The organism is Virgibacillus litoralis (assembly GCF_017873675.1).
Taxonomy (GTDB): Bacteria; Bacillota; Bacilli; order Bacillales; family Amphibacillaceae; genus Lentibacillus; species Lentibacillus litoralis.
In genome coordinates this window covers 121,765-143,279 of sequence record NZ_JAGGKK010000009.1, presented here as the reverse complement: position 1 = coordinate 143,279, position 21,515 = coordinate 121,765, and the positions used below count along the sequence as shown (strand labels likewise).

Here is a 21,515-nt window from a genome sequence, read left to right as displayed (position 1 = left end):
AGAGGAGTTGTTGTGATGACAAGAACTAAAAATGGATTTCCTGAAGCGCAGGGACTGTATCATCCTGATATGGAACACGAAGCATGCGGTATTGGGATGATTGCAAATATAAATGGCGAAAAGACACATAACATCGTACAAAATGCGATAAACATTCTGTGTAATTTAGAGCACCGTGGTGGTCAGTCAGCTGACACAAGTACAGGTGATGGTGCAGGTATACTTACACAGATTCCTCATCGATTTTTCCAAAAGCAATGTGAAAAAGAAAATATCGCTTTACCTCAAGCTGGTGAATATGGCATTGGGATGACTTTTCTCCCTCAGGACCGTGAGACCAGACTAAAGAGTAAGGAGATATTTGAAAATATTATTCGCGAAGAGGGCCAAACCTTCCTAGGCTGGAGGCCTGTACCAATAAACGAATCCTTCATTGGAAAAGTTGCGGCAAAGCGGAAGCCGTTTATCCGTCAGGTGTTTATTCAGAAGTCGGATGACCTGGCCGATCAAATGGCATTTGAACGTAAACTATATGTAATTCGTAAACGGGTGGAAAAGGAACTTGCCAGTCTATCAGGATTTGAGGACGTTTACGTTAGCAGCTTATCAACCCGCACAATTGTGTATAAGGGTATGCTTATTCCTGAACAGCTGGATTCCTTCTATATTGATCTAAACCATCCGAATTTTAAGTCCGCGTTAGCATTAGTACACTCTCGCTTTAGTACGAACACCTTCCCAAGCTGGAAACGGTCACATCCAAACCGATATACGATTCATAATGGTGAGTTTAATACCTTGCGAGGTAACGTAAATTGGATGCATGCACGTGAACAGCTTTGTTCGTCAGCGTATTTTAGTGATGAGGATATAGAAAAAATACTGCCTGTTATTGATGATGATGGAAGTGACTCATCAATATTCGATAATACATTTGAATACTTACATTTATCAGGTCGTTCGCTTGCCCATACTGCAATGATGATGGTGCCTGAGCCATGGGCAAATGATGATGCAATGAATCAGGAGAAACGTGATTTTTATGAATTTCATAGTACCTTAATGGAACCGTGGGATGGACCTGCAGCACTCGTATATACTGACGGCAATCAAATTGGTGCATGTTTGGACAGAAACGGGCTAAGGCCTGCACGTTATTATGTTACAAAAGGTGGCATGATTGTGCTTGGGTCAGAAGTAGGTGCTCTGGACATTTTTGCTGATGAAGTCCTTTACAAAGAACGACTGCATCCAGGGAAAATGCTGCTTGTAGACTTGGAAAAAGGAACCATTGTACCAGATGAACAAATTAAAATGGAAATTGCTGCTGAGGAGCCATATAAAGATTGGCTTACGAACATGAAAAACCTCGAGGATATTCCTGAAACCACAGTGCAGCAGCCGTCGTATCGTGATGATACATTATTAGAGCAACAGCTAGCGTTTGGCTATACACGTGAAGAATTAAATAAAATTATCAAGCCACTTGTCAGTGATGGAAAAGATCCGATTGGTTCAATGGGGTATGATTCACCACTTGCAGTTCTTTCAAAAAAACCACAGCTATTATATAACTATTTTAAGCAGCTTTTTGCCCAAGTAACGAACCCGCCAATCGATGCAATCCGTGAAAAGATTGTAACGATGGCGCAAACAACGATTGGTGCTGAAGGAGACCTTGTTAATCCGGGTCCAGATAGCTGTAAGCATATAAGGTTAAAAACACCTATTGTAACAAAGGGTCAATTGGAAAAACTCCGTGCAGAGCATTTGCCTGGATTCAAAGCAGCAACGTTATCCACCCTTTTCGATGCAAAAGAAGGAAGTCTAGAGGGATCGTTAGATGTTCTGTTTGAAAAAGCAGATGAAGCAATAGCTGACGGTTCGACACTGCTTATATTATCCGACCGTGGTGTTAAAGAGGAAAAAGTTGCGATACCAGCGTTATTAGCCGTTTCAGGACTGCATCACTACCTGATTCGAAAAGGTATTAGAACCAAAGTTAGTCTTTTAGTTGAATCAGGCGAACCGAGAGAGGTACATCACTTTGCAACGCTTATAGGGTATGGAGCAGAAGTGATAAATCCTTATTTGGCGTTTGATACAATCGGTGATCTCGTTGAAAATAACGACATCGAAGCTGTTTCTTCTAAGCATCAGGCAATTGACCAATATATTACTTCTGTTACAGATGGCATTATTAAAATCTTGTCCAAGATGGGAATCTCAACGATTCAAAGTTATCGTGGCGCGCAGATTTTTGAAGCTGTCGGTATTAGGAGCGATGTGATAGATAAATATTTCACTCGAACAGCGTCAAGACTTAGCGGTATCGGCTTAAAGACAATTGAACAAGAAGTACTCTTGCGCCATCAAGCAGCGTTTACTGAGAACCGTGGGGGTAACAAAGCTTTAACTGCGGGAGACGAGTTTCAGTTTCGAGGAGACGGCGAAGACCATCAATATAATCCGAGTACAATCCATATGCTGCAGCATGCATGTCGGACGAACAGCTATGATATTTTCAAGAAATATTCTAAGCTGCTGACTGATGAACGAAACAATCTGCAATCACTCCGTGGATTAATGCGTTATAAAAAGCAAGCATCGATCCCGATTGATGAAGTTGAATCGGTTGAAGCTATTTGTGCCAGATTTAAAACTGGTGCAATGTCATACGGAGCAATAAGTCAGGAAGCCCATGAAGCATTGGCAGTTGCTATGAACCGTATTGGCGGTAAAAGCAATTCTGGTGAAGGCGGTGAAGATCCAAATCGATTTACGCCTGATGCTAATGGTGATACCAGAAGAAGTGCTATTAAACAGGTTGCATCTGGTAGATTTGGTGTGAATAGTCATTACCTTGTGAATGCAGATGAAATTCAAATCAAGGTCGCTCAAGGTGCAAAGCCTGGTGAAGGTGGACATCTTCCAGGCAAGAAGGTATATCCTTGGATTGCCGAAGTTCGTGGATCAACGCCTGGTGTTGAGTTAATCTCACCGCCACCGCATCATGATATTTACTCGATTGAGGATTTAGCCGAGTTAATCCATAATTTGAAAAACACAAATCCAGATGCTCGGATTAGCGTTAAGCTTGTATCTGCTGTTGGTGTTGGTACGATTGCCGCTGGTGTAGCAAAAGGTCGTGCCGATCATGTGTTAATTAGTGGTTATGACGGTGGAACCGGTGCAGCTCCAAGAACCAGCCTTAAGCATACTGGACTGCCATGGGAAATCGGACTTGCTGAAACCCATCAAACTCTTTTATTGAACGGTTTACGAGACCGTATTGCAGTAGAAGCTGATGGAAAGATGATGACAGGTCATGATGTTGTCTATGCGACATTGCTTGGGGCAGAAGAGTATGGGTTTTCAACAGCCCCACTTGTTGTACTAGGCTGTGTAATGATGCGAGTTTGTCATTTGGATACGTGTCCGGTTGGTGTGGCAACACAAAATCCGGAATTACGTAAAAAATTCACAGGCGAAGCAGAGCATGTTGCGAATTTTATGCGATTTATTGCACAGGAAACACGCGAAATCATGGCAGAATTAGGCTTTAGAACAATAAATGAAATGGTCGGTAATACCGATTCGCTCGAGAGAAATGAAAACATTGATCACTGGAAAGCAAAAGATGTTGACTTATCTGCGCTTCTTTACCAGCCAGATCTGCCAGCAAAGGTTGGTCGATATAACAAGATAAAGCAAGATCACGGAATCGAGAAAACCCTTGATTACCAAGAACTCATTCCAAGCTGTCAGCGGGCAATAGAAAATAAAGAGCCAGTTCAATTCACAACAGCGATTCGTAATATTAACCGGGTTACCGGTACGCTGCTTGGAAGTGAAATAACTCGTCGCTACGGTGAGGAAGGACTGCCAGAAGACACTATTGACTTAACACTCAAAGGTTCGGCTGGTCAAAGCTTTGGAGGGTTTATTCCGCGGGGCATGACTTTACGCCTTGTAGGAGATGCCAACGACTTTGTTGGAAAAGGATTATCAGGTGGAAAAATAATTGTGCACCCTGATACAGTTGCAACCTTCCAGCCAAAAGATAATATTATTGTTGGAAATGTTGCTTTTTATGGGGCATCAGCAGGTGAAGCGTATATTGAAGGAATTGCTGGCGAACGTTTTTGTGTCAGAAATAGTGGTGCAAACGTCGTTGTAGAGGGAGTTGGCGGCCATGGATGCGAGTACATGACTGGTGGGAAAGTAGTCGTATTAGGCCAAACTGGTCGTAACTTTGCAGCAGGCATGTCAGGTGGCGTTGCATATATATTCGATGAGGAAGGCACTTTCAATGAGAATGTAAATCCTGAGCTAGTAAGTGTGGACCCACTGACTAATCAGTCAGAAATAAATGATATTAGAGAAATGATCGAACGGCATATCCTTTATACTGGGAGTAAACATGCTAAACGAATTCTTGCTTATTGGGAGATATATGCAGGTCGTTTTGTTCGAGTTATCCCTAAATCGTACATTAAAATTCAAAATCGAATTCAAGAACTCAAAAATAGTGGTTTAACGAAATTTGATGCAGAAATGAAAGCATTTGAAGAAAGTAAAAATGGAGTCAGTAATATAAAAACAGAAATCGAAAAATTAGAACCCGTTATGAAGTGATATCGTCGGAGGCTCGTGGTGAGCCCTCGGCTAAGGAAGACACTGTGAAAGCGAGTATATTCCAGCTGCGTGATCAGGGGGCAACACTATATGTAACTATATGGACTGCAAAGTTGTGTCTTAGTTTATATCACTGCGAGGTTTAAATAACAAAAAAATAAAAGAATCTTCACAAAAGAAGGAGGAGTCTAATGGGGAAACAAACGGGATTTATGGAATATAGCCGTCAAGCACAAAAAGAACGTGACCCAGCCGAACGCACGAAAGACTGGGTCGACTATACAGAACCATTGTCAGAGAAAGAAGTCCAGGAGCAAGGGGCACGCTGTATGGATTGTGGCGTTCCAACATGCCATACCGGGATGGAAATCAATGGCGTAACAACCGGTTGCCCCGTTTACCACCTTATTCCTGAATGGAATCATCTTGTTTATGAGGGTAAATGGAAAGAAGCATTGGAACGTGAACATGAAATGAATAACTTCCCTGAATTCACAGGAATCGCATGTCCTGCTCCATGTGAAGGAGCATGTGTGTTAAGTATAAATGAACCACCTGTGGCAATTAAAACGATTGAACGCTCGATTATCGAAAAAGGTTTCGACGAAGGATGGGTGGTACCAAATCCTCCCGAGAAACGAACAGGGAAGAAAGTAGCAGTCGTTGGGTCTGGACCAGCTGGACTTGCCGCGGCTGCACAGTTGAATAAAGCAGGACACACCGTTACGGTATTTGAACGTAGTGACCGAGTAGGCGGATTACTGACATACGGAATTCCTGAGATGAAACTATCTTACGAGATTGTAAAACGCCGTGTGGATATTTTGGAACAGGAAGGTATAACATTTATTACAAATACCGAAGTTGGTAAGGATATAACAGTTCCTGAACTCGAATCAGATTACGATTCTACTATTCTATGCGGTGGCGCTGCTGTTCACCGTGATATCGAGGTCGAGGGCAGTAAACTGAAAGGTGTTCATCATGCGATGGATTTTCTGCACGCAAACACAAAAAGCCTGCTTGACTCCAATTTAACGGATGGCAATTATATTTCAGCAACTGATAAAGATGTTATTGTTATCGGTGGCGGTGATACTGGAACTGACTGCCTTGCAACATCAGTTCGTCACAACTGTAAGAGTCTTACTCAGTTTGACATTTACGATAAAAAAGGATCAACACGTGATGAGGAAACTAACCCGTGGCCACAATACCCAGTGATTCACCGAGTAGAGTACGGGCATAAGGAAGCGGCAAGCACGCTTGGGGAGGACCCTCGTGCATATGCAGTTATGACCAAGAAATTTGTTGGCGATGATAATGGACATATTAAAGAAGTTCATACGGTCAACGTAAAACTTCGCTATGAAGGCGGGAAAAAGATTCGTGACGAAATACCAGGTACCGAAAAAGTATGGCCAGCCGATCTTGTTTTGATTGCAATTGGTTTTACCGGACCAGAACAGGACCTGTTGAATCAGCTTGATGTTGAGCGAAGCCCAAATTCCACCATCGAAGCTGCGTATGGTGAATATACAACAAACGTCGATGGCGTGTTCGCTGCTGGTGACATGCGACGTGGCCAAAGCCTGATTGTATGGGCTATTAATGAGGGCCGTGAAGCTGCACGTGAATGTGATCGGTATTTGATGGGTGAAACCGTATTGCCATAAAAGTAAAGCACTCCCAATTGTGGGGGTGCTTTTTAATTGGTTAAAATAATTAAGTTAATAAATAGGGTGATTACAAGCATATGTTCTTTATTAAGTATTAATTAGTAAAAATTTTAAAATAAATTCCAAATAACTGTTGACTTGTTCATTATAAAGAACTAAAATAGGTGTTAATCATATAAATTATATTCTCACGAGTACGAGAAATTTTTTTGGAATAAATGTTCGTTATAAAGAATATAAATGTGCTTTATGCATATATATTTAATTCTATAAGATAGGGTGGCTGGTGCTATTGAGCAGATTAAAACAAAATCGATACATAGATCGAAGAACGGCTAAAGAAGTAAATTTAAAAGATTTTTTTATTCTGATCAAAAAGAAGTTTTGGATTATTGCTTTGATTACTGTTATCACTACTTTAGCTGGGCATTTCTATATAACTACAAATAGCACTCCAATTTATAATACATCAACGGATGTCATTATTGGTCCAGAAGCCGAGTCTATGAGTACGATTATGGTCATGGTTACAGATTCAATCGTTATGAATATGGTTAAGGAAGACTTAGGGTTATCACAGTCATCAGGAAGTATTAAAAGTCAGATAGAAGTACAGAGAGTGGAAGGTTCTCAGATTATTAATATATCTGTCACGAATACTGATCCGCAATTGGCTGCTGCTATTGCAGATTCAACTGCAGTGGCATTTAAAAGCAGAGTAGCTAATATACTTAATTTTAATGACGTACAGATTTTAAATGAAGCGATGGTGAATGCTACTCCTATAAATGGGGGGCAAAATAAAACCGTCATCATTGCATTTGTATTTGGAATTATTGCTGGAACGGGATTGGTGTTTTTACTGGATTCAATGGACGACACAATCAATAAAGAACTTGAAATTGAGGAGGTTCTAGGGGTGCATGTACTTGGCACTGTTTCCAATATGAACAAGAAGAAATTAACGGCCCAGCAAACAAAACATAAGCAACTTGAAATTAGAGGTGAAACAGTTGATGTTAAATAAAAGGACACAAACTGCCAACTTAAAAAAACAAAATCTTATCACATACACAAGTTCAAACTCGATAATTTCTGACCAATTTAGAACCATCCGAACTAATATTAAATTTTTAACGGAAGAGAAAGAAAATAGGACTTTTCTTATGACATCTCCAGGTTCAGGTGAAGGCAAAACAACGTTAATAGCAAATCTTGCAGTTTCCATGGCCCAGCAAAAGGAGAAAGTATTATTAATCGATGCCAACTTGAGAAATCCGAATATCCATAATGTATTTAAAACATCGAATGACATTGGGTTAACGGATGTACTTAGTGGCAAAATATCGTTTGAAGAGGCAACGTACATTCCGGGAATTGGAAAACTAAAAGTACTTACAAGTGGTTCCACACTTGTTAATCCTGCAGAGTTACTTGGAAATGAGTTAATGATAGACCTCTTAAATAAAGAAACAAATGCTTATGATATGGTGTTGATCGACTCTCCGACTGTTTTAGACTTTACAGAAACCAGAATACTGGCAAATATGTGTGATGGCGTCGTTTTAATTTTGCAACGTGGTAAGACGGGAATGGAGAAAGCCATTGAGGCACAAAGGGTTTTGGACCTTGCCCACGCAGAAATAGTAGGTGTGATTGTAAATAAGTAGTAAGACAGATTTTTTTTAAACAAATCGTTCTTTATTAAGAAAATAATCGTTATTATCATCTTTTATTAAGAATTATTGGTGATGTCTACTTACCATTATCCATGTAGGCACTCGATCATGCTGTGGGTTTATCCAATATAAACCTTAGACGCCAGTCGTCGATAGTGTGGTGTGAGGGCGGGTTAAATGCCCATACATACATAAATTAATTTTATGACCTTTAAAAGGAAGGAGGATATGTATGACATACCGTCAACGCTTATCTTTATTCATCATTATTGACTCGTGTATCTTATTATCTGCAATTTTTATTAGCAGCTTTCTTGTTAACGCAAGTATCTATGTTATAACTTTACCGTTAACTGTAATTTCAATAGCAATATTGCTGTGTCATTACTTTTTCTCGATAAAATACAAACTCTACAAAAAAGTCTGGGAATATGCCAGTACCAAAGAATTATTAATAATCTTTAAAATAGTATCCTACTCCATTCTATCCGCGGCTGTTATCCAATTTATTTTTCTGAACGATATTTCATTTAGACTTCTTGCCGTTACATGGCTGCTGGATATGTTTCTAATTGGCGGTTCAAGGTTCGTATGGAGATTATACCGTGACTCAATTATGAATAAGCAGGATAATAAAATCAGAACATTAATTATTGGCGCAGGTTCAGCAGGGACAATGGTTGCAAGACAGCTATTAAAACATAATGAGGGGAATCTATTACCAGTTGCATTTATCGATGATGATCTGAAGAAACATCAGCTTGATATCCTAGGTCTTCCCGTGGTAGGCGGGGTTAAACAAATAGCAGGATGTGTAGAAGAATTCGAGATTGATAATATTATCATTTCGATTCCCTCCCTTAGTAAGAAAGATTTAAATATCATTTTTCAGGAATGTGCCAAAACAAAAGCCCAGACGAAAATCCTTCCATTATTGGAGGATTTGATAACAGGAAAAGTTTCCGTTAATCAATTTCGTGATGTCCAAGTAGAAGATCTTCTAGGGCGTGATCCTGTGGAAATGGATATCGAAAGCATCTCAGACAACATTAGAGATAAAGTTGTCTTAGTTACAGGTGCTGGTGGTTCGATAGGATCCGAAATATCAAGACAAATTTCAGAATTCAGTCCAAAGCAGCTTGTTTTACTTGGCCATGGTGAGAACAGTATCTATACGATTGAAATGGAGCTAAAAGAAAACTTTAAAACGGATGAAATTGATTTTGTAACAGAAATAGCTGATATACAGGATGCCAGGAAGATGTTGTCGGTAGTCAGCACATATAAACCTGACGTTATCTATCATGCTGCAGCACATAAACATGTTCCGTTAATGGAGCGCAACCCCGAAGAAGCAGTTAAGAATAATATTATTGGAACAACAAATATTGCTCATGCTGCACATTTAAATAAGGTTGACACATTCGTAATGGTATCAACAGATAAAGCAGTAAATCCTACAAGTGTTATGGGTGCATCAAAAAGACTTGCTGAAATGGTCATTCAAGACATGGATCAAAATAGCGGTACAAAATTTGTTGCAGTCAGATTTGGCAATGTATTGGGAAGCCGCGGAAGTGTTATTCCACTATTTAAAAAACAAATTGAAAAAGGTGGTCCGGTAACAGTTACCCACCCTGATATGGTTCGCTATTTCATGACTATCCCAGAATCGTCAAGATTGGTTATTCAGGCTGGTGCATTGGCAAGAGGTGGAGAAATCTTTGTTCTGGATATGGGAGATCCAGTAAAGATAGTCGAGCTTGCCAAGAATCTTATCAAACTATCCGGTAATTCAATTGATGAAATTGGATTAGAGTTTACTGGGATAAGACCAGGTGAAAAGCTTTTTGAAGAGTTACTAAAAGCAGATGAAGTAAACGAAAAGCAAGTGTACTCCAAGATTTATATCGGAAAAACCACGAGTATTTATGTGGAAGATATTGAAGAAATTGTTTCAAGTTATACCAAATTTGAAAGAGATATTCTCAGGAAAAAATTAATAAATCTCGCAAATAATGATGTGGTTCAGCAACAACGAAAAGCTATTTCATTATAAAGGGGGCAATCAAAATGAAAGTAAAAAAAGCGATTATACCAGCAGCGGGGTTAGGAACAAGATTTCTTCCAGCAACAAAGGCAATGCCAAAAGAGATGCTGCCTATTGTTGATAAGCCAACGATCCAATACATTGTTGAAGAAGCAATTGAATCAGGGATTGAAGACATTATTATCGTAACCGGAAAAGGCAAAAGAGCTATCGAGGATCACTTTGATAACTCGTTTGAACTGGAGCAGAATTTATTCGATAAAGGTAAGTTTGACTTATTAAGTGAAGTACAAAAATCCTCAAAGATGGTGGATATCCATTATATTCGCCAGAAAGAACCTAAAGGCCTTGGCCATGCAATTTGGTGTGCACGTAAATTCATCGGAAATGAACCTTTTGCAGTGCTGCTTGGAGATGACATTGTCAAAGCTGAAACCCCATGCCTTAAGCAGCTGATAGACCAGCATAATCGATATAACGCCTCAATATTAGGTGTGCAAACAGTAAGGGATGCCGATGTTTCGAGGTACGGAATAGTTGGTGGCAGTACAATAGAAAATCATCTTTATAATGTTCATAATCTGGTGGAAAAACCAAAACAGGAAGACGCGCCATCCAATCTGGCCATCCTAGGAAGATACATACTAAGCCCGCAAATATTCGAAATTCTGGGTAACCAAAAGCCAGGCACCGGAGATGAAATACAGCTAACAGATGCCATTGCAGAACTTAATAAGCACGAAGCGGTGTATGCATATGATTTTGAAGGAAAGCGCTATGATGTTGGAGAAAAGATGGGATTTATCCAGACAACTATAGAATTAGCCTTGGAGCGGGAAGATTTGCGTAAAGACTTATTGGATTATCTTTCAACAGTTGTCGAAACAGAATTAACAAAATAGAGCTATAGCTAAAGGGGGGATGTTCATGACGAAAAAAATACTGTACTGTGCGACAGTTGATTATCATTTTAAAGCTTTTCATTTACCTTATATGAAGTGGTTTAAGGAACAAGGGTGGGATGTTGATGTTGCTGCAGCGGGAAACATAAATCTACCGTACACGGATAATCAATATAATATTCCAATTGAACGATCCCCTTTCAGCAAATCTAACATCGAGGCCTATAACCAGTTAAAGAAGGTTATAAGTCAGAATAATTATTCCATTATTCATTGCCACACTCCCTTAGGAGGAGTACTGGCCCGACTCGCTGCCAAGCAGACAAGAAAACAAGGGACAAAAGTAATCTATACAGCACATGGATTTCATTTCTGTAAAGGTGCACCACTTATTAACTGGCTAATCTATTATCCGATTGAAAAGTTTTTATCACGATATACGGACAGTTTAATAACAATTAATCGGGAAGATTATAATATTGCAATTAGACATCGATTTAAAGCAGAACGAACGGAACAAATTAATGGTGTAGGAGTAGATACAGTACGTTTTAAACCTATCGATGAAAATAAAAGAGCAGAATTAAAGAAGTCATTTGGCTATAATGCCGATGACTTTTTATTGTTTAATGCAGCTGAATTTAATAAAAATAAAAACCAGCAATTTCTCCTTCGCTCGTTAGCATTACTAAAAGAAGAAGTTCCAAATGCAAAGCTGCTTCTTGCTGGAGAAGGAGCATTATTTGAGAGCTGCCAGGAGTTAGCAAATAGTCTTGGGATAAGCCATATGGTTGATTTTCTTGGTTTCAGAAAGGACATTGACCAGCTTCTTCCGATGTGTGACATAGCCGTCTCCTCAAGTTTTAGAGAAGGGTTACCTGTTAATATCATGGAGGCGATGGCATGTGGGCTCCCTGTAGTAGCGGTTGATAATAGAGGGCATAGAGAACTTGTTCAAAATAACAAAACAGGCTGGCTGTTAACTGAGTTTGAGCCAAAATTGTTTGCTAATAAAATCTTAGCTCTTTCGAATGCGGTCGATATGAAGCATCAGCTCGGGCAAAATGGAAGGAATGCAATTATCGCAAAGTATTCTACAAATAAGGTATTGGCTGAGAAGGAAATAATTTATAGGTCTTATATGGAGGAAGAGGGGGAACCGGTATGGGCAGCCCATTAAGGGTATTACATGTTGTCGTTAATATGAACAGAGGTGGTGCTGAAACCCTAATCATGAATCTCTACCGAAACATAGATCGTTCAAAGGTACAATTTGATTTTTTAACATGCAAAGAGGGAGTCTTTGACTCAGAAATAATTAGAATGGGTGGAAAGATTCATCGTATCCCATATGTTACGGAGGCCGGTCACAAGGGTTTTAACCGTGCACTGAATCAATTCCTGAAAACACATTATGAGTATAAAATCGTCCACTCCCACATGGATAAAATGAGTGGATTTGTGTTAAAAGCAGCTAAAAAAGCGAATATACCGGTAAGAATTGCTCATAGTCATAATACGGAAAGTGAAGGTGGAATTACATCAAGAACCTATAAATGGTACGCAGGCAGTAAAATTAATGCACACGCAACGCATTATTATGCCTGTTCGCATGCAGCAGCTAGATGGTTATTTAAAAATAAATCCGAAGAAGCTTTTATCCTTAAAAACGGGATTGAAACGGAAAAATTTAAATTTTCACAACAGAACCGTAATGCTATCAGAAGAGAACTGAACTTGGATAAAGGTACACTGGTCATCGGTAATGTTGGAAGAATGGCACCTCAAAAAAATCAATTACAGTTATTGGATATCTTCGCTGGTCTGAATAAGCAGATAGTAAATTCTGTTTTGTTAATAGCTGGTGAGGGGCCATTAAAGAAAGAAATTGAAGCGAAGATAGAAGCGCTAAATTTAAGCGGTAAGGTGAAGTTACTAGGGGTGCGGGATGACATTGAATCAATACTTCAGGCTATTGATATTTTCGTTTTCCCGTCGATGCATGAAGGATTGCCAGTAACCTTAGTAGAGGCTCAAGGTGCAGGTCTGCCATGTTTAATCGCTGACACGATTACTAGAGAAGTTGATATGGGGTCAGGCCTTGTCGAACATCTGCCATTAAGAGATACAGATAGTTGGATTAAACGAATTATAAGTTTGGAAAAACAAATCAGACCAAGAATAATCGACTATCATTCTTTATCTAAAAACGGTTATGACATAAAGGAGACAGCTGAGCAGACTCAAGCATCTTATCTAGTATTAGGAGAAGCGGCAATATGAAGCAGCTAACGGTATTCACACCTGCCTATAACCGAGCATATTGTCTTCATGTCTGTTATGAGAGTTTGAAACGTCAATCATGTAAAGACTTTATATGGTTAATTATTGATGACGGGTCAACCGACGATACAAAAGAAATGGTAAAGAAATGGATCATGGAAGATATTCTTGAGATAAGCTATTATCGCCAAGAAAATCAAGGAATGCATGGTGCACATAACACCGCATACGAACGGATCAATACGGAATTAAATGTTTGTATTGATTCAGATGATTACATGCCAGATGATGCGATAGAAAAGATTTTATCATTCTGGAAAAAGTATGGAAGTAATAATGTTAGTGGCATTATTGGTCTTGATGCAGACAGCGAAAATAAAATAATTGGAACTGTTTTACCTGATCATATAAAGTGCTCCACACTGTTTGATCTGCATTACAAGCATGGAGTAACAGGTGATAAGAAGCTTGTTTACCGTACAGAATTAACCAAAAAATATCCATATCCTATCTTTCAGAATGAAAAATATGTTGGTCTCGCATACAAGTATTACATGCTTGATCAGCACTATGAAATGTTATTGATGAATGAAGTACTATGCTGTGTCGAATATCTTCCAGATGGTTCTTCGCGAAACATGCTTCATCAATATCGCAGAAATCCAAATGGCTTTTCTTTTTATCGTAAAGAATTAATGAAGATACCATTTGCGGGTTTCGTATTTAAATTTAAGCAAGCAATTCACTATGTATCTAGCAGTTTATTAGGCCGCAATTGGTCATTTTTAAAAGAAACACCTAGTAAAATACTGACTATTCCAGCACTGCCTATAGGAATTCTATTATATCTATATATAAAAACCAAAACGAGGACAGTTTAATGTTTTAGATTGAAAGGAAACTTCAGATGACAATATTATGGATAAACCTTGCCATCGTTTTCAGTTTTTCTCTCTTTGCACGACGCTTTGCATCCCCTGCTCGAGAAATTGAATCACCTGTTCCAATTAAGCCGAATAAAGTGTTGATTTTTGGTGCATTAGCATCATTAGTAGTTGTTTCAGGGCTTCGTACAAATATTGGAGATACTTATGTTTATAGAAGAATATATGAACAAAATGACTTTTCTTGGGAGTACATCCTGTCTCAAAAAGATATAGGATTTGGCGTTCTACAGAGAGTTTTGAAAAGCTATATATCAGAAGATCCGCAAATTATGATTTTTACCGCAGCATTAATAACAAACGTGCTTATTGTAATAGTTTTATATAATTATTCCAGGATGATTGAGATTAGCCTATACGTTTATATAACGGGTGGGTTATTTTTAGTATCGATGAATGGGATAAGACAGGTACTTGCGGCAGCAATAGCCTTTACAGCTACAAAATATTTAATTGAAGGAAGTTTTGTGAAGTATGCTTTTATAATTGTTTTGGCTTCTTTATTTCATCAAAGTGCACTTATCTTATTGCCAATTTATTTTTTAGTAAGGTTCAAGGCATGGTCTAAGGCTACCGTAGCACTGCTGTTAATTTCTGTGTTTATTGTCATTGGATTTGAATACTTTTCATCATTACTGTTTTCAGCACTGGAGGATACGCAGTATGGACATTACCAAAGTTTCTCTGAAGGTGGTGCTAATTTTCTGAGGGTTGCGGTAGCAGCAGCTCCCATAGGTATTGCCTATTTAGGCAGAGATAAACTGAGGCGCATATTTCCTGAAAGTGATTATATCGTAAATATGGCAATACTTGGATTGGTATTTATGATTATATCAACACAAAATTGGATTTTTGCCAGGGTTTCAATTTACTTTGATCTTTACAATATAATTCTTATTTCATGGGTTGTAAAAGTGTTTACTAAAAAGGATCAAAAATTTATCTACTTTGGAATTATAGCTTGTTACCTTGCTTATTATTTCTTTGAAAATGTTATTAATCTCAATATTTTTTATAAAAGTGACTATTTAATTTGGTAGCTGAAAGGAGGAGAGTTGAATGGCCATTCTTGTAACAGGTGGAGCCGGATATATCGGGAGTCATACATGTGTGGAGCTTCTTAATGAGGGTTACGAAATTATCGTCCTTGATAATTTATCAAATAGTAATGATGAAGCATTAAGGCGGGTAAAAGAAATCACTGGAAAACAGTTTAAAGCATACACTGCTGATTTACTGGATAAAAAACACGTTTCTGATGTATTTAGCGAAAATAAAATTGATTCAGTCATTCACTTTGCTGGTTTAAAAGCAGTTGGCGAGTCAGTTAGTGATCCACTTCGCTATTTTAAAAACAATATCACAGGAACTATTATACTGTGTGAAGTGATGCAACAATATGGGGTTAAAAAACTTGTATTCAGTTCATCAGCGACAGTATATGGTGCTTCAGGTAACGTACCTATAACAGAAGAAACCCATCTTGGAGCGACTAACCCATACGGTCGTACAAAGCAAATGATTGAGGAAATTTTGCAGGATGTATATCGCTCAGACCAGGAATGGAGTATTGCCTTACTAAGATACTTTAATCCAATCGGAGCGCATAAAACTGGTCGTATTGGAGAAGATCCGAATGGCATCCCAAACAATTTGCTGCCATATATTTCACAAGTTGCGGTTGGAAAAAGACAGCAACTACAGGTGTTTGGGAATGATTATCCAACAAGAGACGGAACAGGTGTCAGAGATTATATCCATGTAGTTGATTTAGCAACCGGTCACATAAAAGCCTTAAAAAAGATTCAGTCTGCCAATGGTGTTGATGCATACAATCTTGGGACCGGTAAAGGTTATAGCGTACTGGAAATGATCAATGCATTTGAAAAGGCTACTAATCAGAAAATCCCATATCGTATGGAAGAAAGGCGCCCAGGCGATGCTGCAATATGTTATGCAAACCCGTTAAAGGCAAAAAAACAACTCGGCTGGCAGCCAATCCGAGACATAGATGCCATGTGTGAAGATACATGGCGATGGCAATATAATAATCCGAATGGTTACGAAAAAGTTTCCGAATTAAATAAAGATAGCAATTATCCGGTGCAGCAACATGCAGCGGATTTTTTAAGCAGTTAAGTTCCTACTGCATAAGTGCAACTAAGGCTTATCTATATCAAGCCTTGGCGATTAGCCAAGTTTTCTAATACCTAAATAATCTCCTGGGAGTGAGAGGTGAATGAAACGTCTGTTAGATAGTGTCATGTCGATAATGATTGTTACATTGTTTTCTCCATTAATTATTGTATTGGCGGTAGTTATTCGGATTCGAATGGGAAAACCGATATTGTTTAAACAAAAGCGTCCCGGATTAAACGGCAAACCCTTTTATCTATATAAATTCAGGACAATGACGAACGTATTTTATCATAATAGTAAGCAATTATCCGATGATGTTAGGCTAACACCATTAGGGAAATTTCTTAGAAAGTATAGCCTGGATGAATTCCCGCAGTTGTTCAATGTTCTAAAGGGAGATATGAGCTTAGTTGGACCCAGGCCATTATTGATGGAGTACTTACCACTTTACACAAAGGAGCAGTCATTGCGTCATACCGTGAAACCAGGTATTACTGGCTGGGCGCAAATAAATGGCAGAAATGCAATTACCTGGGAAGAAAAGTTCAGACTTGATGCGTGGTATGTCGAAAACCGATCACTATTTCTTGATTGCAGGATTCTGCTAAAAACTTTTCTAAAAGTATTGAAACACGAAGGAATCAGCGGCCAAGATACTGTCACAATGGAAAAATTTAATGGCACGAAAGAAGTGCTGTAGAGTGAATGTAATTATTTTAGGTGATGGTGGACATAGCAGAGTCATACAAGAAATGTTATTCACCAATGTGAATTATCAAGTAACTGCTATCTTGGATGATAAGCATGAATATGGGTTTAAACAAAATGGAATTATTCATGCACCTATAGATTACTTAACGCAATTACTTAAGCATGATACACGAGTCGTAGTTGCCATTGGAGAAAATAAAATCAGGAAGAAAATAGTTGACAAAGTAAATTTACTTCCCCAGCAATTTTTATCCGTTATTCATTCAACAGCAGTTGTCAGCAAGTCTGCTGCAATTGGGTATGGAACTGTCATTATGCCAAATGCTGTTATAAATGCAAATGCCGAAATAGGGATGCACTGTATTATCAACACAGGAGCAGTGATCGAACATGACAACAATATCGGTGACTACACACATATTTCACCAAACGCAACGTTAACTGGAGGTGTTACTTCTGGCGAAGGGGTACATGTTGGATCAACGGCTACAATAATACCTGGAAAGCATCTTGGCAGCTGGTCCGTAATAGGCGCTGGGTCTACAGTAATAGAACATATTCCTGCATTCAGCAAAGCCGTTGGAAGTCCTACGAGAATAATTGAACGACTAATGATTTAGAAAAGGTGGTGGTTTTTTGACAAAGCCGAGAATTAATTTATCACTCCCGCATATGAGTGGAAGGGAGCAACAGTATATAAATGAAGCATTTGAAACAAATTGGATAGCGCCTCTAGGTCCAAATGTAGATGCGTTTGAAAAGGAAATAACAGAAAAAGTTGGAGTCAAAGATGCTGCAGCCGTAAGTTCGGGTACTGCTGCTATTCATTTGGCTCTTTCTTTATTAAATGTAACAAAGGATGATTATGTTTTTTGTTCAACTTTTACATTTGTAGCAAGTGCAAACCCGATTTTATATCAAGGAGCTAATCCAGTTTTTATTGATTCAGAACCTGAGTCATGGAACATGTCACCACAAGCACTTGAAAGGGCGATGCAAGAAGCATCACTTGCTGGGAGGCTGCCAAAGGCCGTGATTGTTGTTAACTTGTACGGTCAAAGTTCTAAGATGGATGAACTTCTGGAGATTTGTGACGCATATGATGTGCCTATTATTGAGGATGCAGCGGAATCACTTGGAACGACTTATAAAGGAAAAGCCAGTGGTACATTTGGCAAGTTCGGTGTTTACTCCTTTAATGGAAATAAAATAATTACTACTTCAGGTGGAGGCATGCTCATATCTAATGATACGGAGGCTATAAAACGAGCCAGATTCCTGGCAAGTCAAGCACGTGACCAGGCACCACACTATCAGCATAGCATGGTCGGGTTTAATTACCGGATGAGTAACATATTAGCTGGGGTCGGCAGGACGCAATTACAAGTACTCGATGATCGTGTTTCAGCGAGAAGAAGCATTTATGAAATATACTATCAAGGTTTAGCTAACCTACCAGGAATAACTTTTATGCCAGAACTGGAAGAAACCAGGATGAATCGCTGGCTTACTACGTTAACTCTTAATGAAGAAGAATCAGGGGTAACAGTGAAACAATTATTAACAGCACTTAACAATGAAAATATTGAGGCTCGTCCCGTATGGAAGCCACTTCATATGCAGCCACTCTTCAAAGAATCAAGTTATTATCCTCACCAGGGGAACGAGCATGTTGCTGAACGATTATTTACTACAGGAATATGTCTTCCATCTGGGTCAAACTTAACAGTTGACGATCAACAGAGGGTTATCAGATGTATTCGAGATTTGTTTAGTAAAATCGGTGAAAATACAAGTTATTTTATCCTAGGAAAACATGAGGTATAGACTATGATAGGTGAAAAAATACAAATTATCCGTAAACAGAAAGGACTCAGTTTATCTGAGTGTGCCCAGCGAGCAAATATATCTAAGTCGTATTTGAGTAATATCGAACGCAATTTAAACCAAAATCCATCTATTCAAATTATTGAACGAATTGCAGCGGTATTAAATGCGGACCTACGAATATTACTAGGCACAAAACCGATTGATGAACTATTACCAGAAAATGAATGGCTGGATTTTGTTGAGGAACTGAAGGAGTCAGGAGTTGATAAAGGTGAGCTCCAAAAATATAAGACAGTTATTGAATTTGCCAAATGGCAGAATGACAAATTTGGGAAAAAGACGTGAAAAGAGGATAACAAAATGAGGATTCTTCACGTTGTTGGGGCAATGAACAGAGCTGGAACAGAAACGATGTTAATGAATATTTACAGAAACATTGATCGTAAGAAGGTACAGTTTGATTTTATTTCATATAGCGATCAAGATGCTCATTACGATGACGAAATTAAAGACCGCGGTGGCAGAGTTATCAAGTTATCGAAGACTAATTCAATTAAAGAAATATACCGGGCCATCAAAAAATATGGACCATATGACGCTGTACACGCACACACATTGTTTCATTGTGGTATTGCAGTAATTGCGGCGTACTTAGCTGGTGTTGAAATTAGAATTTCACACGCACATACAACGATGGACAGTAGCAGCAGATTTACGCGAAAAGCCTACATTAAGTTGACGCGGTTTATCATCAACCATTTATCTACAAACTTACTAGCGTGCAGCAGGGGGGCAGGAAAGTATTTATTTGGGGATAAAGGGTTAGCAAAACCAAAGTATTCATACTTTCCAAATGCGATCGAGTATTTAACATTTTTGATAAATCCGCAAAAGAAGGTCACGGAACTTAAGGTAAAGGAAGGTTTAGGTAAGAGCATCGTTATTGGTCATATTGGCAGATTTATAGAAGCAAAGAATCACACGTTTATATTGGAAATAATGAAACATCTCATCAACAGAGACCCGGCTATTAAACTGTTACTAGTAGGAGATGGAGATTTAAAGCAACAAATAGAAGGAAAGGCTAAACAGGAAGGAATTCTTGAAAACATACGATTTACGGGGATAAGACATGACATATCCACCATGTTGCATAGCATGGATGTATTTATTTTTCCATCCCATTATGAAGGACTTGGCCTGGTATTGCTTGAAGCTCAAGCGTGTGGGTTGCCTGCTGTGGTATCAGAAGCTATCCAGCCAGAAGCAGATTTAGGAATAGGTTTACTATCAAAGCTTTCATTAGCTGACGGACCTGATATCTGGGCAGACAGAATAGTTGAATTGGCAGGTCAGAAAGAAAAAAACACCTATACTATTATAAATGGATTTGAAAAAAGCGGGTATTCCCTAAAGCGTGCAATATCCACTTTGATGACGATATATCAATCCAGTTCAGGAGGGCAATATGAAAGAGATATTAATCGCCAGTTTTGATATGGAGGTTGGAGGCGTTGAAAGAAGTCTGATTAGTATGTTGGATAATTTCGATTACAGCAGAAGCCATATTGATCTTATGCTATACAGCCATACAGGCGATTTAATTGATTTGCTACCTGATAAAGCAAATTTACTGGAAGAGTCAAACGCCTATAATACCTTTCGAAAGCCAATCGGGCAAATCCTAAAATCAGGCAGAGTAACACTAGGTCTGACAAGGTTAATGGCAAAGTATAAAGCGAATAAAAGCAACGTGTCAGAACCAGGGTACAGGCAAATGCAATTTATGTGGAAATACGCATTGCCATTTCTGCCAAGATTGGAAAAGAAATACGATACTGCAATTAGCTATTTATGGCCGCATTACGTTGTAGCCGAGAAGGTAGAAGCCAAGACAAAGATAGCCTGGATACATACTGATTTTTCAACAGTAGAAACGGATATAAACATGGATTTAAACATGTGGCGCAACTTTAACTATATTGTAGCTGTATCCGTAGCGTGTAAAACCGCATTTATTAAAAAATACCCTAGCTTAAAAGAGAGGGTTATTGTTATCGAAAACATCACATCACCAGACATTGTGAAAGCATTATCGAATGAAAAAGCTGAAAATCCGATGACTGCAGATCCACGATTTAAAGTAATAACTGTAGCAAGACTGTCACATGCAAAGGGAATTGATAATGCAGTGCGTGCTTTAAAGCTGCTAAAGGACAGAGGTTATGATGATATCGTCTGGTATGTGGTTGGTTATGGTGGCGATCAGGAAATGCTGGAGAAGTTAATTGCTGAAAATGATTTACAAGACAGCTTCATTTTATTAGGGAAACAAACCAATCCATATACTTATTTAAAGGAAGCAGATCTTTATGTTCAGCCATCCCGATATGAAGGAAAGGCCGTAACGGTAGGGGAAGCGCAAATACTTGGTAAGCCAGTGCTGATAACAAATTATCCAACAGCAAATAGCCAGGTTAATGATGGGATTGATGGAATGATTTGCGACTTATCAGCTGAAGGTATAGCAGATGGAATAGAAACGTTATATAGCGATAAGGCATTGCGAGATAGACTCGCAGCGAACTGCAGCAACATAAATTTTCATAATAGCAAAGAATTGGAAAAACTATATGAACTGATATAGAGGGGGGCAATTC

General features: G+C 38.7%; 17 protein-coding genes. All 17 read left to right on the top strand.

Going from position 1 to position 21,515, the window contains the following annotated elements:
• Positions 1-15: 15 nt before the first annotated feature.
• The 17 genes from gltB to J2Z82_RS09635 all read left to right on the top strand — a co-directional run bounded on the left by gltB (position 16) and on the right by J2Z82_RS09635 (position 21,502).
• Entirely contained in the window at positions 16-4,638 is a 4,623-nt protein-coding gene (gene gltB, locus J2Z82_RS09715) for a glutamate synthase large subunit (protein WP_209480604.1), read from the top strand.
• Between the two features lie 191 nt (positions 4,639-4,829).
• Positions 4,830-6,314: a glutamate synthase subunit beta gene (locus J2Z82_RS09710; protein WP_209480603.1), complete on the top strand. Its 1,485-nt coding sequence runs from the start codon at positions 4,830-4,832 to the stop codon at positions 6,312-6,314.
• 295 nt (positions 6,315-6,609) lie between these two features.
• Positions 6,610-7,344 (top strand): YveK family protein, encoded by a 735-nt coding sequence (locus J2Z82_RS09705; RefSeq protein WP_209480602.1) that lies wholly within the window; start codon positions 6,610-6,612, stop codon positions 7,342-7,344.
• Positions 7,334-7,987 carry a CpsD/CapB family tyrosine-protein kinase gene (locus tag J2Z82_RS09700; protein ID WP_245251332.1) on the top strand — a complete coding sequence of 218 codons (654 nt, stop codon included), beginning with the start codon at positions 7,334-7,336 and terminating at the stop codon, positions 7,985-7,987. Before J2Z82_RS09705 ends, J2Z82_RS09700 begins: the two co-directional genes overlap by 11 nt.
• Before the next feature lie 241 nt (positions 7,988-8,228).
• The gene (locus J2Z82_RS09695; RefSeq protein ID WP_209480600.1) at positions 8,229-10,055 is read left to right on the top strand and encodes a polysaccharide biosynthesis protein; all 1,827 of its coding nucleotides are present in this window, start codon (positions 8,229-8,231) and stop codon (positions 10,053-10,055) included.
• A 14-nt stretch (positions 10,056-10,069) separates the two neighbouring features.
• Positions 10,070-10,948, top strand: coding sequence for a UTP--glucose-1-phosphate uridylyltransferase GalU (galU, locus tag J2Z82_RS09690; protein WP_209480599.1), 879 nt, complete (start codon positions 10,070-10,072; stop codon positions 10,946-10,948).
• Positions 10,949-10,973: 25 nt separating this feature from the next.
• Positions 10,974-12,128, top strand: coding sequence for a glycosyltransferase family 4 protein (locus tag J2Z82_RS09685; RefSeq protein ID WP_209480598.1), 1,155 nt, complete (start codon positions 10,974-10,976; stop codon positions 12,126-12,128).
• Entirely contained in the window at positions 12,113-13,231 is a 1,119-nt protein-coding gene (locus J2Z82_RS09680; RefSeq protein ID WP_209480597.1) for a glycosyltransferase family 1 protein, read from the top strand. The genes J2Z82_RS09685 and J2Z82_RS09680 overlap by 16 nt, the downstream gene beginning before the upstream one ends.
• A complete protein-coding gene (locus J2Z82_RS09675; protein ID WP_209480596.1) occupies positions 13,228-14,112 on the top strand; it encodes a glycosyltransferase family 2 protein in 885 nt (294 codons plus the stop codon). Before J2Z82_RS09680 ends, J2Z82_RS09675 begins: the two co-directional genes overlap by 4 nt.
• A 26-nt stretch (positions 14,113-14,138) precedes the next feature.
• Positions 14,139-15,215: an EpsG family protein gene (locus J2Z82_RS09670; protein WP_209480595.1), complete on the top strand. Its 1,077-nt coding sequence runs from the start codon at positions 14,139-14,141 to the stop codon at positions 15,213-15,215.
• A gap of 19 nt (positions 15,216-15,234) precedes the next feature.
• A complete protein-coding gene (gene galE / locus J2Z82_RS09665; protein WP_209480594.1) occupies positions 15,235-16,314 on the top strand; it encodes a UDP-glucose 4-epimerase GalE in 1,080 nt (359 codons plus the stop codon).
• A gap of 100 nt (positions 16,315-16,414) precedes the next feature.
• The gene (locus tag J2Z82_RS09660; RefSeq protein WP_209480593.1) at positions 16,415-17,014 is read left to right on the top strand and encodes a sugar transferase; all 600 of its coding nucleotides are present in this window, start codon (positions 16,415-16,417) and stop codon (positions 17,012-17,014) included.
• A gap of 1 nt (position 17,015) precedes the next feature.
• The gene (locus J2Z82_RS09655) at positions 17,016-17,645 is read left to right on the top strand and encodes an acetyltransferase (protein ID WP_342453618.1); all 630 of its coding nucleotides are present in this window, start codon (positions 17,016-17,018) and stop codon (positions 17,643-17,645) included.
• Positions 17,646-17,697: 52 nt separating this feature from the next.
• Positions 17,698-18,852: a DegT/DnrJ/EryC1/StrS family aminotransferase gene (locus J2Z82_RS09650; RefSeq protein WP_209480618.1), complete on the top strand. Its 1,155-nt coding sequence runs from the start codon at positions 17,698-17,700 to the stop codon at positions 18,850-18,852.
• Positions 18,853-18,855: 3 nt separating this feature from the next.
• Entirely contained in the window at positions 18,856-19,200 is a 345-nt protein-coding gene (locus J2Z82_RS09645) for a helix-turn-helix domain-containing protein (protein ID WP_209480591.1), read from the top strand.
• Positions 19,201-19,215: 15 nt separating this feature from the next.
• Positions 19,216-20,352 carry a glycosyltransferase family 1 protein gene (locus J2Z82_RS09640; RefSeq protein ID WP_209480590.1) on the top strand — a complete coding sequence of 379 codons (1,137 nt, stop codon included), beginning with the start codon at positions 19,216-19,218 and terminating at the stop codon, positions 20,350-20,352.
• Positions 20,324-21,502 (top strand): glycosyltransferase, encoded by a 1,179-nt coding sequence (locus tag J2Z82_RS09635; RefSeq protein WP_209480589.1) that lies wholly within the window; start codon positions 20,324-20,326, stop codon positions 21,500-21,502. The genes J2Z82_RS09640 and J2Z82_RS09635 overlap by 29 nt, the downstream gene beginning before the upstream one ends.
• The last annotated feature ends 13 nt before the right edge of the window (positions 21,503-21,515 follow it).

Coding starts and splice junctions, on each gene's coding strand:
- J2Z82_RS09640 (WP_209480590.1), top strand. CDS start 19,216: ATGAGGATTCTTCACGTTGTTGGGGCAATGAACAGAGCTGGAACAGAA.
- J2Z82_RS09685 (WP_209480598.1), top strand. CDS start 10,974: ATGACGAAAAAAATACTGTACTGTGCGACAGTTGATTATCATTTTAAA.
- J2Z82_RS09695 (WP_209480600.1), top strand. CDS start 8,229: ATGACATACCGTCAACGCTTATCTTTATTCATCATTATTGACTCGTGT.
- gltB (WP_209480604.1), top strand. CDS start 16: ATGACAAGAACTAAAAATGGATTTCCTGAAGCGCAGGGACTGTATCAT.
- J2Z82_RS09650 (WP_209480618.1), top strand. CDS start 17,698: ATGAGTGGAAGGGAGCAACAGTATATAAATGAAGCATTTGAAACAAAT.
- J2Z82_RS09645 (WP_209480591.1), top strand. CDS start 18,856: ATGATAGGTGAAAAAATACAAATTATCCGTAAACAGAAAGGACTCAGT.
- J2Z82_RS09635 (WP_209480589.1), top strand. CDS start 20,324: ATGAAAGAGATATTAATCGCCAGTTTTGATATGGAGGTTGGAGGCGTT.
- J2Z82_RS09670 (WP_209480595.1), top strand. CDS start 14,139: ATGACAATATTATGGATAAACCTTGCCATCGTTTTCAGTTTTTCTCTC.
- J2Z82_RS09680 (WP_209480597.1), top strand. CDS start 12,113: ATGGGCAGCCCATTAAGGGTATTACATGTTGTCGTTAATATGAACAGA.
- J2Z82_RS09675 (WP_209480596.1), top strand. CDS start 13,228: ATGAAGCAGCTAACGGTATTCACACCTGCCTATAACCGAGCATATTGT.
- J2Z82_RS09700 (WP_245251332.1), top strand. CDS start 7,334: ATGTTAAATAAAAGGACACAAACTGCCAACTTAAAAAAACAAAATCTT.
- galU (WP_209480599.1), top strand. CDS start 10,070: ATGAAAGTAAAAAAAGCGATTATACCAGCAGCGGGGTTAGGAACAAGA.
- galE (WP_209480594.1), top strand. CDS start 15,235: ATGGCCATTCTTGTAACAGGTGGAGCCGGATATATCGGGAGTCATACA.
- J2Z82_RS09660 (WP_209480593.1), top strand. CDS start 16,415: ATGAAACGTCTGTTAGATAGTGTCATGTCGATAATGATTGTTACATTG.
- J2Z82_RS09710 (WP_209480603.1), top strand. CDS start 4,830: ATGGGGAAACAAACGGGATTTATGGAATATAGCCGTCAAGCACAAAAA.